This window comes from Peribacillus sp. FSL M8-0224, assembly GCF_038003055.1.
In the GTDB taxonomy this organism is placed as follows: Bacteria; Bacillota; Bacilli; order Bacillales; family DSM-1321; genus Peribacillus; species Peribacillus frigoritolerans.
Genome location: NZ_JBBOOJ010000001.1, coordinates 4753058 through 4769025, shown reverse-complemented (window position 1 = coordinate 4769025; position 15968 = coordinate 4753058). Strand labels below are relative to the sequence as shown.

12 protein-coding genes and 2 pseudogenes are annotated in these 15968 nt (G+C 41.8%); 6 read left to right on the top strand and 8 right to left on the bottom strand.

Annotated elements, in window-relative coordinates:
- Nucleotides 1-47 precede the first annotated feature (47 nt).
- On the bottom strand, nt 48-266 hold the full coding sequence (locus tag MKX49_RS23195) for a hypothetical protein (protein WP_048678007.1): 219 nt from the start codon (nt 264-266) through the stop codon (nt 48-50).
- Entirely contained in the window at nt 259-882 is a 624-nt protein-coding gene (locus MKX49_RS23190) for a sigma-70 family RNA polymerase sigma factor (protein WP_340877947.1), read from the bottom strand. Before MKX49_RS23190 ends, MKX49_RS23195 begins: the two co-directional genes overlap by 8 nt.
- 156 nt (nt 883-1038) lie before the next feature.
- Here MKX49_RS23190 and MKX49_RS23185 point away from each other — a divergent pair, with 156 nt between their 5' ends.
- The 4 genes from MKX49_RS23185 (at nt 1039) to MKX49_RS23170 (ending at nt 7069) form a co-directional block, all read left to right on the top strand.
- Nucleotides 1039-1203: a YvrJ family protein gene (locus MKX49_RS23185; protein ID WP_081088496.1), complete on the top strand. Its 165-nt coding sequence runs from the start codon at nt 1039-1041 to the stop codon at nt 1201-1203.
- 402 nt (nt 1204-1605) lie between these two features.
- A complete protein-coding gene (locus tag MKX49_RS23180; RefSeq protein WP_445670143.1) occupies nt 1606-2433 on the top strand; it encodes a GNAT family N-acetyltransferase in 828 nt (275 codons plus the stop codon).
- 40 nt (nt 2434-2473) lie between these two features.
- Nucleotides 2474-2932: a DinB family protein gene (locus MKX49_RS23175; protein WP_323596089.1), complete on the top strand. Its 459-nt coding sequence runs from the start codon at nt 2474-2476 to the stop codon at nt 2930-2932.
- Nucleotides 2933-3250: 318 nt separating this feature from the next.
- Nucleotides 3251-7069, top strand: a complete 3819-nt coding sequence (locus MKX49_RS23170; RefSeq protein WP_340877941.1) for a bifunctional 2',3'-cyclic-nucleotide 2'-phosphodiesterase/3'-nucleotidase — start codon at nt 3251-3253, stop codon at nt 7067-7069.
- A 397-nt stretch (nt 7070-7466) separates the two neighbouring features.
- Here the strand turns inward: MKX49_RS23170 and MKX49_RS23165 are convergent, their stop codons facing one another.
- On the bottom strand, nt 7467-7835 hold the full coding sequence (locus tag MKX49_RS23165; protein ID WP_340878608.1) for a TspO/MBR family protein: 369 nt from the start codon (nt 7833-7835) through the stop codon (nt 7467-7469).
- 233 nt (nt 7836-8068) lie between these two features.
- Between MKX49_RS23165 and MKX49_RS23160 the strand changes: the two genes are divergently transcribed.
- Nucleotides 8069-8932 (top strand): DUF4349 domain-containing protein, encoded by an 864-nt coding sequence (locus MKX49_RS23160; protein ID WP_340877938.1) that lies wholly within the window; start codon nt 8069-8071, stop codon nt 8930-8932.
- 45 nt (nt 8933-8977) lie between these two features.
- Here MKX49_RS23160 and MKX49_RS23155 read toward each other — a convergent pair whose 3' ends face one another.
- The 5 genes and pseudogenes from MKX49_RS23155 to MKX49_RS23135 all read right to left on the bottom strand — a co-directional run bounded on the left by MKX49_RS23155 (nt 8978) and on the right by MKX49_RS23135 (nt 13738).
- Nucleotides 8978-10345, bottom strand: coding sequence for an amino acid permease (locus MKX49_RS23155; protein ID WP_048685272.1), 1368 nt, complete (start codon nt 10343-10345; stop codon nt 8978-8980).
- Nucleotides 10346-10664: 319 nt separating this feature from the next.
- A pseudogene (locus MKX49_RS23150) lies at nt 10665-11343 on the bottom strand (endonuclease I family protein); the annotation flags it as partial.
- A gap of 105 nt (nt 11344-11448) precedes the next feature.
- Nucleotides 11449-11823: pseudogene (locus MKX49_RS23145) on the bottom strand (DUF6359 domain-containing protein); the annotation flags it as partial.
- Nucleotides 11824-12023: 200 nt separating this feature from the next.
- Complete coding sequence (locus MKX49_RS23140) at nt 12024-12371, bottom strand: phage holin family protein (protein WP_048685276.1); 348 nt, start codon at nt 12369-12371, stop codon at nt 12024-12026.
- A gap of 476 nt (nt 12372-12847) precedes the next feature.
- Nucleotides 12848-13738 (bottom strand): TetR/AcrR family transcriptional regulator, encoded by an 891-nt coding sequence (locus MKX49_RS23135; protein ID WP_048685277.1) that lies wholly within the window; start codon nt 13736-13738, stop codon nt 12848-12850.
- Nucleotides 13739-14356: 618 nt separating this feature from the next.
- On the opposite strand from MKX49_RS23135, the gene katA reads away from it, so the two are divergent.
- Nucleotides 14357-15811, top strand: a complete 1455-nt coding sequence (gene katA, locus MKX49_RS23130) for a catalase KatA (RefSeq protein WP_063595885.1) — start codon at nt 14357-14359, stop codon at nt 15809-15811.
- The last annotated feature ends 157 nt before the right edge of the window (nt 15812-15968 follow it).

The following is a 15968-nucleotide window of genomic DNA, read 5'->3' as shown; positions in this document are numbered from 1 at the left end:
AAAAAAAAGTACCAAGACCAGCATCTTTCTCTGGACTTGGTACTTTTTCATTGTTTTTGCTTAGTCAGGAATTCTGCAAGGAACTCCTCAAAATTGGGGGCTTCGATTGCTGCGATTTTTTCATATGATTCAATGATCTTGAGTTTAATTTCTTGTTCCAGATCATTCCGGTCTTGATAGTTCGTGTTTTTTAATGATTTTTTTATTTTAGGATTCAAAGAGTCGATCAGGTCCAACAATTCTTCTTTTGACAGTTTTTTATCCACAATGGCTTTTCTCCTTTCTAACATATACCTCATCCATATAGTGCTTTCGAAGTTTTTTTAGAGCTTGTTTACGAATGCTTGAGATATTCTGTGGCGACTCCTGGAAATAGGCAGCGATTTCCTTGTTGGATAGGCCGTAGGAAAAGATCATGGTCAGCACCAGGTTTTGTTTGGCTGTTAACTTCTTCAAGGCTTTTATCATCTCTTCATCACTTATGTGTGAAGCGAGTTCATTCGATTCCCCCATCTTTTCAAGTTGAACATCCAAGGTGCCGATTCGATCGATCAATCCGCCAGTATCCCTTGGTGTCGCATCAAGTACCATATGATAGCGTTCCCGCTGCTTCCGTGCCCTTTTATCAAAATCAACAGAGAAGAAGTAAATTAAGGAGCACATGTATTTGTATACTTTAGCCCGGTAATAGAAAATTTTGAAAGTCTCGTTGAGATGATCAATGTTGTGGGAAGAAGGGGAATCAAGAGTTTCAGTGAAAATCTTTAAATGCTCTGGGTTCTGTAAGAATAATTGAATGATCGGTTGTGCAAAGAAAGATGAGTACTGTTGCTGCAGAAACTCCAATGAATGAGAAAAAAAATGAGAAGTTAATTGGTTCATTGTTATCCCTCCTTTTATTAATAAAGTGATAGACAAGGGGAATAAATCAATTATATAGGAACATTCGTTCTTTTTTCCATAAATCAATAGTGCTAGATTGATTTTTTTTGACAAGTTTCACTTTAGATATCAGATACAAGAAAAGGGGTGAAGAGGATGATGATTGAGGATGCTACTATGTGGGTTTCATTAGTTAGCGAATTTGGCTATCCATTCGTCGTTTCTATGTTTTTGCTCTTCCGCTTCGGTAAACAATTAAAAGAACTGACAACGGACGTAGAGAACTTAAAAAAGTCCGCTCATAAAACGAAAAAACGATAACCTCAGGACGTAAGTGCCGGATGGTAAACACCGAATTTCGGATTCTATACTAAAAAGGGTCCGGAATTCGGGTATAAAGAAATGGGTACTATCTGAATTCAAGCTTTTGTTAAATCCCTCCCTTAACCTAAAATAAAATAATGATAAACCATTATTTGGAATATAGCACAAAATAGGTAAAAAATAATCGTCATTTGGAATCATTTTACTGCTATAATTCATCCGTCAATGGAATTAGATAGGAAATCCTCCCCTCGTAGGATTTTAGTTTTATGGATTAAAGTGAAAATACTTTTAAAAAAACAACATTCATCAATAAACTTCTGAAATGTATGCGGCACCCAAGTAAAAGGGTGCTGCTTTTCTTATTTTTTGGTAATAAACTGATAATATGGAAAAGGGGTGGCAAATTTGAAAAATGAACAGCTGGAAGATATTCGGATCCTGCAGCAAGAATGTGAACGGGAAGGTTTTACGTTAAAACTGAATTGGGAAACGCTTCGCAGTCGAAATGGTATTCATAAGAATGATTTTCTCCACTATGATGGATTGAAGCTGGTTGGTTTTCTGGGTCTTTACGATTTTGGAAACAAAGCGGAGATGTGCGGGATGGTGCACCCTGACTACCGGAGGCAAGGCATTTTTACTAAGCTGCTGGAAGAGGCGATAAGGAGTGCCGTGGAGCGCAACTATAAGGTGATTCTCTTGAACTCACCTGCGCAATCACATTCTGGGACAGAATTTTTGAAACAGTTCCCATGTGAGTTTGCTTTCTCAGAGTTTCAAATGAAGTGGTCCGAAACGGAGCTTGATGATTATGATGATGCAGTCGTCCGCCCTTCACGGAGAGATGATGAGGAAACGGAAATTCAGCTGGATATTCAATGTTTCCATTTTACGAAACAAGAGGCGAAGGATTATTATCAGCGCATCCTATATGAGGATACTCTGAAAACCATGATGATTGAAAAGGGCGGCCGCGCAGTCGGTAAGATCCGGGTTGATCACTCAGGCCGGGAAGCGTGGATATATGGATTTTCCATTTTGCCAAAATACCAGGGAAAAGGACTTGGAAGAAAGGCATTGAAAAAGGTTGTAGCCGAACAATGCCAGCTGGGATATGATATTTTTCTCGAGGTCGAGGCGACTAATGAGCATGCGTTAAGACTCTATGAATCTTGTGGCTTCAAAACGATTCAAAGACAGGATTATTATCAATACAAAGGCTGAAGGGGATTTGACGACAAAGAGTGTTAGGGGGCTGGGATGGATGTTGACATTATTCCATTATAACTGGCAGGTGAGAAGGGAATGGTTCAAGTGGTGCCGATCCTTACCGAATGAGGAGCTGAAACGGCAGCGTACGGGAGGGATGGGCAATATATTGCGGACACTTGCCCATATTATCGATGTCGAATGCAGCTGGATCAGGGCCATACAAGGGAGGCCTGATGTCGCGATCGATTTGGATGCTTATGATACGATCGGAAAAGTGGAGGATTTATCTAACCAATATCACTCAGAGGTCATGGACTATTTGAACTCGCATGCAATTGAAGAAGGGAATGGAATGGTTCAGCCATCCTGGATGGAGGGGACATATGAAAAAGGCAGGATACTGCGCCATCTCATAGCGCACGAAATTCACCATATAGGCCAGCTGTCCATCTGGTCGAGGGAGATGGGCATCGAACCGGTATCCGCCAGTTTAATAGATCGGGATATATAGGTTCGCCGTTTTCAAAGGGTTTCCCTGAAAAAAGAGCGTAAGGAACGATCTTTAAAATCCATACGATGTTAGCAGGCTGGTTCATTTTCATGGGCCAGCTTTTCTCTATCAGGGGACATTATCCCTAAGGATTCATAGGGATTCTATGATGATTCATTTACATGATTGAAGGTATATCGAGCTAGGCGCTTTGGATGGGAATGAGTAAAAAGTACCATTTATTCAAAATTCGTAATATTACGGTAAATTTTGGCGATAATTCGACAAAATCATGATATATTATTCTAGCATTTTACAAAACTAGAAGGGTTGTGAAGTATGTCGTACAAGATTCATGTTAAGAAGATGCTCGCCCCGATCCTTGCTGTGAGTTTGATTACAGCGCCATTTACCGTACCGGGGGAGGCATCCGCCAAAGAGTCTAATAAGAAACCGGCCACGACTGAACCATTTATCATTTCAGCTCCTACTGTTCATTACTCAAAAGGCACCAAAGCGACTGTAACGGTCACACCGAAAAAGGGGAACAAAGGAAATGAAACCGTTGTCTTTCAATTAATGAATGGGACGAAGGTCATTTCACAATCAGCCGTTGAGGCGGATATTAAATCGGCCCAAAAGTTCTCGGCGTACTTCAACTCGTACAAATCGGGTTATTGGGTTAACGTATCGGTTGTCTCCAATTATAACGGCCATACGAGTGACTTCGGCAAAAGCCTGGCAGCCTCCGTTTCGGATGCCCCATTTGAACTAAGGGTCATGGAAACGACTGATATACACACCAATCTGGTGAGCTATGATTATTATAAGGATGCCGTATCGGACTCCGTCGGCTTTTCCCGCACGGCATCTTTAATCAAACAGGCACGAAAAGAAGTGAAAAATAGCGTTTTAGTGGATAACGGCGACCTTATTCAAGGGACCCCCCTAGGTACTTACAAAGCAAAAATAGCGCCACTGAAAAAGGGTGAAGTCCATCCCGTTTATAAAGCGATGAACTTGCTTGACTATGATGTGGCCACATTCGGCAATCATGAATTCAATTATGGTTTATCTTATTTGGACGAGGCCATCAACGATGCGAACTTCCCTTACGTCAATGCCAATGTTTATAAAAAGGATAAAGACAATAATCCAAAAAATGATAAAAATAAATATGCTCCTTATAAAATCGTCACGAAGAAAGTGAAGGACATCAATGGAAAAGAAAAATCAGTAAAAATAGGATACATTGGATTTGCCCCTCCGCAAATCATGGATTGGGATAAAGCGAATCTAGACGGTAAGGTCATGACAAAGGAAATCGTCACGACTGCAAAAAAATATGTACCTGAAATGAAGAAAAAAGGCGCGGATGTCATCGTGGCCCTCACGCATTCCGGGTTTAATGGCGATACCAAGAATACCGAGGATGTCATCTATTCATTAAGCAAGGTATCCGGCATCGATGCCATCACGTTCTCACACACACATAAAGTCTTCCCGGCACAAGATGAGGCTTCTTTAGACAGCCTATTCAAAGATAGCCAAGGAAAAGTCCTTGAAGGCGTGGATAATAAAAAGGGTACCATCAATGGTGTACCAGCGGTTCAAGCAGGATATGGAGGCAGTCATCTCGGGATCATCGATCTTGATATCCAAAATATCAAGGGAAAATGGAAAGTCGTCAATTCCGATTCATCAACACGGGCAATCAACGACAAAATAACAGGAAAAAAAGCGGCTGAAGATGCAGCTGTCGTCAAAGCCGTGAAGAAGGATCATGAAGGAACGATCAAGTATGTTAACACGCCAATCGGAACGACTACAGCTCCAATTCATAGTTATTTCGCCCTTGTTCAAGACGATCCTTCCGTACAGGTCGTGACGAGCGCACAGAAATGGTATGTAGAAAAATACATTCAAAGCAACCGCCCTGAATACAAAGACTTGCCCATCCTCTCTGTAGGGGCCCCATTCAAAGCGGGTCGCAATGGCGTCGAGGAATTCACGGAAATCAAGGAAGGCGGACTGACCATTCGCAGCGCCGGTGATTTATATTTATACGATAATACCTTGAAGGCAATCAAGATCAAAGGGTCCGTGGTTAAAGAGTGGCTTGAGATGTCAGCCGGGAAATATAATACGATCGATCCTGCCAAGTCTGAGGAACAGGAGCTGCTTAATGGAAAGTTTGCCGTCTATAATTTTGATGTGATTGACGGTGTCACGTACCAAATCGATGTCACCAAGGCTCCGCGCTATGATGAAAAAGGGATAAAAGTGTCGGATTCAAGCAGGATTGCAGATTTGAAATATAATGATGAACCAGTGGACCCGAATCAAGATTTCATCGTCGTGACGAATAATTACCGTGCTTCGGGCGGGGGGAACTTCCCGGGAGTCAAGGGCAGCGAATATGTGGTTGACTCTGCGGATGAAAATCGCCAGATCTTGATGGATTACATCACACAAGAGGGTGAGATCAATCCAACCGCTGATAATAACTGGTCGATAGCCCCGATTTCAGGCAAGGTGAACGTTACTTTCACCTCATCGCCAAAAGGTGCGGAATATTTAAAGGAAGACAGCTCGATTTCCTATACAGGCAAAAAGGATGATAAAGGCTTTGGCATTTACAAATACAATTTGGGCAAAGAAAACGTTAAGGTGCAACTGCTCGGGATCAATGATCTTCACGGCCAGCTTGATACCACCTCCGATTTCGGCGGCATCAAACAAGGGCGTGCCGATTATTTAGCCGCACACTTGAAGCAGCGGAAAGCTGAAAACCCTGAAAATACACTTTTACTTTCGGCAGGGGATGCCGTTGGGGCAAGTGCACCCGTTTCTTCTTTGATCCAGGATAAACCGACGCTTCAGTTTTTGAATAATATGAAATTCGATGTCGGGACTGTCGGGAACCATGAGTTCGACAAAGGGGTAGAAACCTTGATGGCTCAGATCAATGGCGGAAAGTCGCCAACATCCGATGTGGTATTCGATAAATTGAACTTTCCATATGTAGTGGCCAATGTCGTATATAAAGACACGAAAAAACCGATTTTGGACCCTTACGTCATAAAAAAGGTAGGCGGGGTTGATATTGGGTTCATAGGTGTAGTCACGAATGCCACACCTCAAAAAGTAAGTCCGGATGGCATTAAGAATGTGGAATTCATAGAACAGGCACCTGCCGTAAATAAGGCGGTAAATGAGTTGAAAGGTAAAGGCGTCAAATCGATCGTGATCATCTCACATGACCCAGGCACGGAAAAGGAAGGGGTCATCACAGGCGAAGTGGCTGATCTTGCTAATGCCGTGGATGATGAAGTGGATGTGATCTTAGCAGGAGATAATCATGCAAAGGTCAATAACTATGTCGATAATAAATTGATCGTACAAGCTTACTCTTATGGAACGGCTTTTGAAGATGTGGATTTGGAAATCGATCCAAGCACAAAGGATATTGTTAAAAAGTCAGCTGAGATTGTTACGGTTACACAAGATGGCATCACACCGGATGCCGGGACGACGAAATTCATCAACGACTACCTGGACATGTTCCCCGAGCTGAAAGCTCCGCTTGGGACAACGGATGAGAAAATTTTAAGAACCAATGCCTATACGCAGGAAACGGGCCTTGGGAATTTAATTGCCGATTCAATGAAGGCCGATTTGAACTCCGATTTTGCCTTCATGAATCCAGGCGGAATCCGTGCAGATATTCCCAAGGGGGAAGTCACTTTTTCCGATTTAGCGAAAATCCAGCCGTTCGGAAACGTATTGGTTAAGCTGGAACTGACTGGAGCTGAAGTGAAAACGCTGCTCCAACAGCAATGGATCGTGGAAGGATCTCCGAAAACTTTGCAAATTTCTGGACTGAGCTATACAGCCGACTTCAGTAAACCTGTCACGGAACGTGTCACCTTATTGAAGAAAGCGGACGGAACACCAATCAAGGATACCGAAACATACACGGTGGCCGTCAATGATTTCATGGCAAGCGGCGGTGATAACTATACCGTCCTGAAAGGAAAAGAGCGTGTGTTTGGACATGCAGACCTGGAAGCATTCGTTAACTATGTGAAAGAGACCTTTAAAGGCGGAAAGATCACGGCAGAAATTGAAGGCAGAATTACGAATATCAATAATTAGTTGGGGTTTACTCGTGAAACTAGCACATTTACTCGTAAGTTCAGAGGATTTACTCGTAAAATTGGGGATTTACTCGTGAGTTTAGCGGGTTTACTCGTAAAATTGGGCATTTACTCGTGAGTTTAGCGGGTTTACTCGTAAAATTGGGGATTTACTCGTGAGTTTAGCAGGTTTACTCGTAAAATTGGGCATTTGCTCGTGAGTTTAGCAGGTTTACTCGTGAAATTGGGGATTTACTCGTGAGTTTAGCGGGTTTACTCGTGAAAATAGCACATTTACTCGTGAGTTTAGCAGATTTACTCGTGAAAAATGCACATTTACTCGTGAGTTTTCAACTTTTACTCGTGAAACTCAAAAAGGGAGCGCTCCTTAATATAAGGGGCGCTCTTTTTTGTGATTAATTGTTTCTGAAAATAGAAAAGTTCAATCTAAATAGCAAGGTGACCCATGCGATATAGGGAATCATTGCTAAACCTGATGTACGGTCTATTTTATAAAACTCGAATGCCGTCAATGTAATCAAGGTCAGCAGTGCAGCCATTTCAATAAAGGCTGTTCCGCGCAAGCCCCATTTGAAGAATAAAAATGACCACAAGAAATTCAACCCTAGTTGAGTATCATAGAGGAGTTCAGCGGACTTCGATTCTTTTTCTTTGGATGCAATGCGATATTTCGCTATTCCCATAATCGTATAAAGGCTGGTCCAAGCAACGGGGAAAGTCCAGGAAGGAGGAGCAAAAGCAGGTTTCTTGAGTTTGTCATAAATTTCTTTTTAATTCCTTGTGGCGAATATCCCCACAAGTGAACCTCCGACGACAGGTACCAATACACTTTTAGCCAATTTTCCGTAGTTCATAATGCAATCCTCTTCTTTCTTCATTATTTGTATGTTCTTATACCTTTACCTTCGCACCTGAAAATAAAACATCCCCTTTAATCAAGAAGTGTAACTTTCTTCCAAACTTTACGTCGGTACTAGTAAGAAAGGGGGGAATACCGATGAACCGTAAAACAATGATGCTCATGTTCAGTTTGTTCCTTTTACTTGCTGGATGCAGCAGTAACGAAAAAGATGATTCACCATCGGAATCACAGGATGAAAAGGCGGAAAGTAAAATGGACGCTTCCATTTCCGGGAATAAGGTGCAGGAAGAAGCAGCGGAAAAGGAAGGGATGACGGATGAAAGAAAGGTCATCCATCAGGCCCAGCTTGAGTTGAAGGTGAAGAACCTTGAAAAGGCACAAATGAAGATTGAGAATAAGGTGTCTGAATATGGCGGATATGTTGTTGAGTCCAATGTATACAGGGAAGATGAAGAACTGGTGGAAGGAACGATCACTGTTCGGGTCCCTGAAGCCCATTTTCAGGATTTTCTAACCGATAGCGAGGGCGAGGCTTCAGAAGTGGTCGGAAGGAGTGTGACAGGACAGGATGTAACGGAGCAATATGTGGATTTAAAAGCAAGGTTGAAGTCAAAGAGGGCAGTGGAGGAAAGGTTGCTTGCATTCATGAAGGATGCTGAGAAGACGGAAGATTTGCTGAAAATATCATCTGATCTTGCCGTGGTGCAAGAAGAAATAGAGCAGCTGACCGGGCAAATCAAGTATCTTGAAAACCAGACTTCGTATTCGACCGTCACCATCACGTTATCACAGGACAGGATAGTTGTGCCGGGCATTGATAATAAGGAATTGAATACATGGGAGAGAACGAAGAAACAACTTGCAACGAGTGCGAATCTATTACTTAAAGCGGGTTCAGGAATCATTGTTTTTATAATAGGAAACTTGCCGATCCTCATTATTTTAGGAGGAGCTGGTGCGGTGGTCCATTGGGTGATCAAAAGAAGGGGTAAAAGGTGAAGGAATTAATAGAGGGTGCCAATTAGACTGGGCACCCTCTGCTATTTATCTTTTCCGTTTATGCAAGCCGGTCACATAATACAGGGCTACCAACAGTAGGATCCAAATCGGACCAACGATTAGAGCGATTCTTGTATCTGCTGAAAAACCGAGTACTATCATTACGAATACCAAAAAGGCTAAAGTGAAATAAGAAGTGAATGGGAAAAGAGGCATTTTGTAAGATAAGCCTTGTTTTTCTCCCTGACTCATTTTTCGTCTAGACATAATCTGTGTGACAAGTATCGTTCCCCATGTCCAGAGGGCGCCGAATGTAGCGACACTTGTGACGTAAGTGAAAACTTTATCGGCTTCCATGTAGTTAAGGTAAACGCCGAAAAGAAGTACGATAGCCGAAACGATAATGGCAACGCCAGGAACGCCTGACTTTGTTGTACGTTCGAAACTTTTTGGTGATTCACCTTGCTGTGCCAGGTTGAATAACATTCTTCCTGTACTGAAGATCCCGCTGTTACAAGATGAAAGGGCTGCTGTCAGTACAACAAACTGAATGATTCCGGCTGCGCCTGGTATACCGATTTTATCAAACATCATAACGAATGGGCTGTTTTCTCCATTCATTTCATCCCATGGAGTGATCGATAAAATGACCGTCAGAGCTAAAACGTAAAAAAGTAAAATCCGATAAAAAACGGTATCGATGGCTCTTTTTAAAGATTTTTCAGGGTTTTTAACTTCACCTGCGGTTACACCGAGCATTTCAATTCCCAAATAGGCGAACATGACCATTTGGAACGAGAGGATGACACCAGAAATCCCATTAGGGAAAAATCCGCCATTTTCAACAAGGTTGCCGAAACCGACCGCGATTCCGCCGTTCCCCAAACCAAAGATGATCATTCCGAAGCCAAGGACAATCATCAGGATGATCGTTACGATTTTAATAAGGGCGAACCAGAACTCCAATTCACCGTAAGCCTTTACAGCAAGAAAGTTAATCGTTGTCATGATGGCAAGTGCGGCTAATGCCCAAGCCCATTGCGGAGTATCAGGGAACCAAAATTGCATGTAGATTCCGACTGCCGTAATTTCAGCCATACAGGTGGCGATCCAAACGAACCAGTAATTCCATCCGGTTATATATCCGGCTAGAGGACCGACAAATTCGCTTGCGTAACGGCTGAAGGAGCCTGCGACTGGATTTTTTATTGCCATTTCACCTAGTGCACGCATGATAAGATAGATCATAAGTCCGCCAATGGCATAAGAAATGATGATTGCTGGACCGGCTAATTTAATCGCAGATGCCGAGCCGAGAAATAAACCGACTCCAATGGCTGCGCCAAGAGACATTAATGCGATATGTCTTTCTTCCAAACCTCTATGTAGTTGAGATTCTTTGGAGTTTTGCATAATTTTCCCCTTTTCTATGTTGGAGTTTAATTTTCTCTATCTAGCATTTTATCACTAGTAGAGGTGAATACATATTATTTATTGATTTTTCACATAATATTACAATTAAATAATATATTTTAATAGTTAGAATGTAAAGAAAAATATGAAAACGCTTACTAAGAAAGTGTTCCTAAGATTTTTCATCGCAATATAATCTTTCGAAACTAATTATAATGCTATACAAACAAAATATAATTATGTGATTTTTCTAAAAATTTAGACATTTAAAAATAAAAAAAAGCTGTCCCGAAGATAAGCAACAGCTTGATTCGTTTCATCATTGCCAGATGGCGGAGGCCCATTCAGGATGATCAATGAAAGGGTTGCGATTATGCTGATATTGATTATAAATGATCTCATTTCGGTTACGCTCGAAGGCATCTACAGGATCCTGTTCATTCCACTCCAGTAAGACAGCCAATTTACCATGATAAGGGGCGGTGCCATTATTCACTTGATTATTCAGCTCTAAATTGACTTCCCCCTGCATCACCCTCGTAACGAACCGCCATATAAAACAGCATCCGGGCGACGTCACCTTTGACGCTATCGCGAGGTTCCCACGAATCAGAATCATAGTAATTTCCTGTTGCTTCGGTATGTTCAGAACCTCCATTATCAAAGTCCAGGTTGTTTCTTGTACTGTTGACGGAGGCATCAGTAGGCCGAAGGTGATGCAGGTCGGTGCCGGGTCCTAAAGTGGTACCAAAATCACCATGTGATTTTGCCCATACATGCTCACGATTCCAATCATTAACACCTGATCCGTTCAGCGTTTTTCCTTGGGAACGCCCTGTATAAAGTAGAATGACATTATTGGCGTTATTCGGGTCCTCATCGGTTATCCGTAAAGCTTCCCAGACATTTGAATACGATATTTCCGTATGGTCATCGATGATTTCATGGAGGGCTTTCTTTAATGACGCCCCTGATTTACCGCTGGCTGAATCATAGTATGAGCCAATCCCCGGTGTCTCCTGTTCTGGTGAATCATTCCCTGAAGACATGGCAGATACATCTTTTAAGCCTGGATGGGTGAAATAGGCACTCAGTGTACCGGTGATGGTGACTTTTTTCCCTTTTAATGCAGGATTTGTTTTTAACCCAAATTCTGAGCGGAAGGAGGATGGAATCTGAACATAAACCATATTGGCAATGTTTGTTTCCGATGAGCTGTCTGCAAGTGCTATGGCATAATCATTCGGATAGCTGCTCGTAATGACGGTATTGGCTGACGTGGGCTGTCCTACCACATATCCACTGACCGTTTTAATCGTGCTGTCTTGATTCGTAATGGCTTGGGAAACGGAGTAAGGAGATGACGAGCTGCCATCGCCAGCTGCGGCTAGTGATGGAGTAATGAAAAGAGCGGGAATAAGGAAAGCGAGCACGAGTACAATGGACAGGGCAAATCTTGATTCATGTTTTGTGAACATGTGATTCCTCCATAATTCGATTCATACCCATTTCCAGAGAAATTGGCATGTATATGTAAAGTTATGGATATTAGCCGCTTTTTCCTTCTGGATTGTCAAAAATGAGAGAAAACAGCTAGTGATGCTTAGCGGAATTTAGTGAAATAGCCCGGGAAATATCGAAGGCTGTCATGGAAATGACATGAAAAACCGTCAGCATGCTACTGACGGTTTTTTTTACTCTGTTTTATAAGAAGACTTTGAATGAAACTCAATAACAATGATCCGATTAAAGCCCCCCAAAAAGAATCTATTACAAAGCCACTGACAACATAGGAAGTGATTTGGAATGTGAAGGCATTGATAATGAAAGAAAACAACCCGAACGTCAGGATGGTGATCGGCAATGTGATAAGTTGGAGGATGGGTCTAACCAGCAAGTTCATGATCGATAATATAAAAACCGCCAGCAAGGCAGTTCCGTAAGATTTGATCGTGATGGAGTCGAGAAGCCAGTCAATAACGAGCAATACCAGCCCGTTGATAAGAAAACGCATGATTATGTTCATGAAAAACTCCTCCTGAAGTCACTTTCTACAAGTCATTATACTAAAATTTGATGAATTTCAGTTATATGTTTGCAGAATTGTCACAAAAAAAAGAGGATACGATAAGCATTCCCCCAGAATGGAAAGAACCCTTTTAAGGGTCATAAAAGAGTTCTTCTTTAAAAAACAGTCCAGTTGATTGGAACGGAAGGTACGAGACTCCTGCGGGAAAAGCGCGTCCCGGGAGACCCCACAGGCGCTTGCGCCGAGGAGGCTCCCGGACCGCCCGCGGAAAGCGAGTGCCTGTAGTGGAAATCAACGTTTCTTTTTACAAACCCTCAAAAAGGACGTTTCAGCTAGTTTTCTTCAATCCGTTGCGGATTTTATAAAACAGTAAAAAACCATGAAGGATAACTTGGTTTTTTGTAAAATTATGGTTGGTGATAAGGCCATTCCGAACCCCATTTGTCTACAAAATGGGATTCATTAGGTTCTCTTTAGTTGTTGGCAATGATCTTTTCGAATTCACTTAATTCCAAAGTGTTTTTTAATTTGGGATTGGTGTTTAAGGAAAGAAGGGCACTTTCAATAAGAAAGGTTCGCGGTTCAACGTTTTGTAATAATTCCTCTTGGATAAAGTGAATCAATTTTAAGTTTTTAACCCGTTCCGCTTCATCATCTTGGCAAAGCCTCAAGATCATCTTTTTTAGGTCATTTGCAGAGTGCAGGAGTGCTGTATGAAAATCCTGCTGGTTATGGAAACACTCAGGCAGCCATTGCTTGATGAGATCGGGTTCCAAAAGCTGTGCATTTGACTTGCTGACATCTTCGAAAATCGATTTAATCCTATCGACACAATAACGGATAATTTCAGTAGGGTTGAACTCAGGCTCTTTAGCCAAGGCATTAAAATGAATCGTTTGATGCATCATTCCCGAGTAAAGAATGGCACAGTCCAAAATATAAGGTTTTTTATCAGCACCGAAAATGTCCAGAAACCGTTTTGATAACCAATGGATATGCTGGAATTTAGCATGTGTTATGAAGTTCTTAAGTTCGCTATCATTTGAAATCATTACTTCTTCATATAAGAAAAAGATTTTGTTGTTTTTGTTTGAGTGCATTTGTAATTCTGATTGTTTGATGAATATTTCAATATCTGCAAGGTTTTGCCCAATCAGCAATTCATTCCGCTCTTTTTCGAATTTTTCTTGCGAAGTTAGGAAGACTGCCTTAAGCAATTCGCTTTTAGAAGAAAAATAGTTATAAAATGTTCCTTTTGAAATGCCGCTATAATCTAAAATATCCTGAATGGAAGTTGCTTGGTAACCCTTTTCAATAAATAATTGGTGCGCATATTTAACTACCAGTTGTTTGCGCTCATTCATATATATCACCCTTACTCTTATTGGACGGTCATTTTAACGTAATAGTATCTTATTTTCTATATGAACACAAACCGGTATGTTTACAAATTCTCTAGCAAAATAAGGGGGATGGCCTTTTGTTTCAGCGGATTCAGGAAGAGTTCTGCTGAAAGATAGGGTTTACAAAAGCAATGAAAAATTCAGTTTCTATGCATCCGGCTATTCGTCATTCTGTAAATAAAGGCTGACGAAGTGAACAAAGTCACAGGAGAACATTTCGGTTTGTTATAAGATGAATAGAAGAAAAGGGTGAAGTAGCGCAAAGTATCTATGATTATTCGTTAACCATTCTCGATTGCTATCCCATTGGTAGGAGAAATGATAAAATCACTCGTCATGAAGGAAAATTGCCTATAAGGGTCGTATACCATTATTAGGAATGTAATTATGTGAATAGGCTGTTCCATCAGCGTTTGTACCTTTTGAACTATCCATATTATGGATGTGTTTGGAGTTATATCATCAGCGAGTGAATAATGAATTGATTATTATATTAAAATTATTATAAATAAGTATTGATTTTTTTCTGAGAAGCTTTATCATTATATACATAAATAATAATGAAAAGGTGGTTCAATTATGTCGAATAAGAAAAACCTTACTACAAGCTGGGGAGCCCCAGTTGGAGACAATCAAAACTCTATCACTGCCGGCGAACGCGGCCCTGTGCTCATTCAAGATGTACACTTATTGGAAAAGCTAGCTCACTTCAACCGTGAACGTGTCCCTGAACGTGTGGTTCATGCGAAGGGTGCCGGTGCATACGGTACTTTCGAAGTAACGAACGACCTTTCTCAGTACACGAAAGCTAAGCTTTTCAATGGTGTGGGCAAGAAGACAGATCTTTTTATCCGTTTCTCCACAGTTGCAGGTGAATTGGGTTCTGCAGATACAGTCCGTGACCCGCGTGGATTTGCCGTTAAATTCTACACCGAAGAAGGAAACTACGATATCGTCGGTAATAATACGCCAGTATTCTTTATTCGCGATGCGATTAAATTCCCCGACTTCATCCATACACAAAAGAGAGATCCTAAAACACATTTGAAAAACCCTACGGCTGTTTGGGATTTCTGGTCACATTCACCGGAATCTCTGCACCAAGTGACGATCCTGATGTCCGATCGGGGCATTCCTGCTACACTTCGTCATACACATGGTTTCGGTAGCCACACATTTAAATGGGTGAATGCTGAAGGAAAAGGCGTTTGGGTGAAATACCACTTCAAAACAGAACAGGGCATCAAAAACCTTGATGTGGATCTTGCTGCAAAACTAGCAGGTGAAAACCCTGATTACCATACGGAAGATCTTTTCAATGCGATTGAAAAAGGGGACTTCCCTGCCTGGAAATTATATGTTCAAATCATGCCTCTGGAAGATGCGGATACATACCGTTTCGATCCATTCGATGTGACGAAGGTATGGTCTCAAAAAGATTATCCGCTGATTGAGCTTGGCCGTATGGAATTGAACAGAAATCCTGAAAACTACTTTGCTGAAGTAGAGCAAGCCACATTCTCACCGGGAACATTCGTACCGGGAATTGAGGCTTCCCCGGACAAGATGCTTCAAGGTCGTCTATTCGCATACGGAGATGCACACCGTTACCGTGTGGGCTCGAATCATAACCAGCTTCCGGTTAACCGTCCGAAAGTGGAAGCGAACAACTATCAGCGTGACGGCTTCATGCGTGCAGATGACAATGGCAAGGGATCTGTTTATTATGAGCCGAATAGTTTTGGCGGCCCTGCCGAATCAGCGGAAAATAAAGTCACTCCTTTCGAGGTGACCGGGAAAGCTGCACAAGTTGGTCATAATAGTGATGATCACTACACTCAAGCAGGTGACTTATACCGTCTATTGAGTGCCGAAGAGAAAACGCGCCTTGTTGACACGATCGTGGGCGCAATGAAACCTGTGGAATTAGAGGAAATCAAGCTTCGTCAAATCGGTCATTTTTATAAAGCCGATCCGGAATACGGAACGCGCATAGCCGAAGGTTTAGGTTTATCTGTACCGCAAGAAGTGTAAAATATGAAACTCCCAATCTAGTAAATGCAAACAGGCATCCATTCATGAATGGATGCCTGTTTTGTGTACACAGGACGCCGTTTTTAAATGACACCCGACAAGTTCGGTAAGAATATATAGTTATGTCTTCAGGGAAAGTCTTGCAGTCAGATTAATT

Bases quoted from the DNA above. Each gene is read 5' to 3' on its own strand.
- MKX49_RS23135 (WP_048685277.1), bottom strand. From the start codon at position 13,738: ATGAATGAGCGCAAACAACTGGTAGTTAAATATGCGCACCAATTATTT.
- MKX49_RS23170 (WP_340877941.1), top strand. From the start codon at position 3,251: ATGTCGTACAAGATTCATGTTAAGAAGATGCTCGCCCCGATCCTTGCT.
- MKX49_RS23190 (WP_340877947.1), bottom strand. From the start codon at position 882: ATGAACCAATTAACTTCTCATTTTTTTTCTCATTCATTGGAGTTTCTG.
- MKX49_RS23140 (WP_048685276.1), bottom strand. From the start codon at position 12,371: ATGAACATAATCATGCGTTTTCTTATCAACGGGCTGGTATTGCTCGTT.
- MKX49_RS23160 (WP_340877938.1), top strand. From the start codon at position 8,069: ATGAACCGTAAAACAATGATGCTCATGTTCAGTTTGTTCCTTTTACTT.
- MKX49_RS23155 (WP_048685272.1), bottom strand. From the start codon at position 10,345: ATGCAAAACTCCAAAGAATCTCAACTACATAGAGGTTTGGAAGAAAGA.
- katA (WP_063595885.1), top strand. From the start codon at position 14,357: ATGTCGAATAAGAAAAACCTTACTACAAGCTGGGGAGCCCCAGTTGGA.
- MKX49_RS23185 (WP_081088496.1), top strand. From the start codon at position 1,039: ATGATGATTGAGGATGCTACTATGTGGGTTTCATTAGTTAGCGAATTT.
- MKX49_RS23175 (WP_323596089.1), top strand. From the start codon at position 2,474: ATGTTGACATTATTCCATTATAACTGGCAGGTGAGAAGGGAATGGTTC.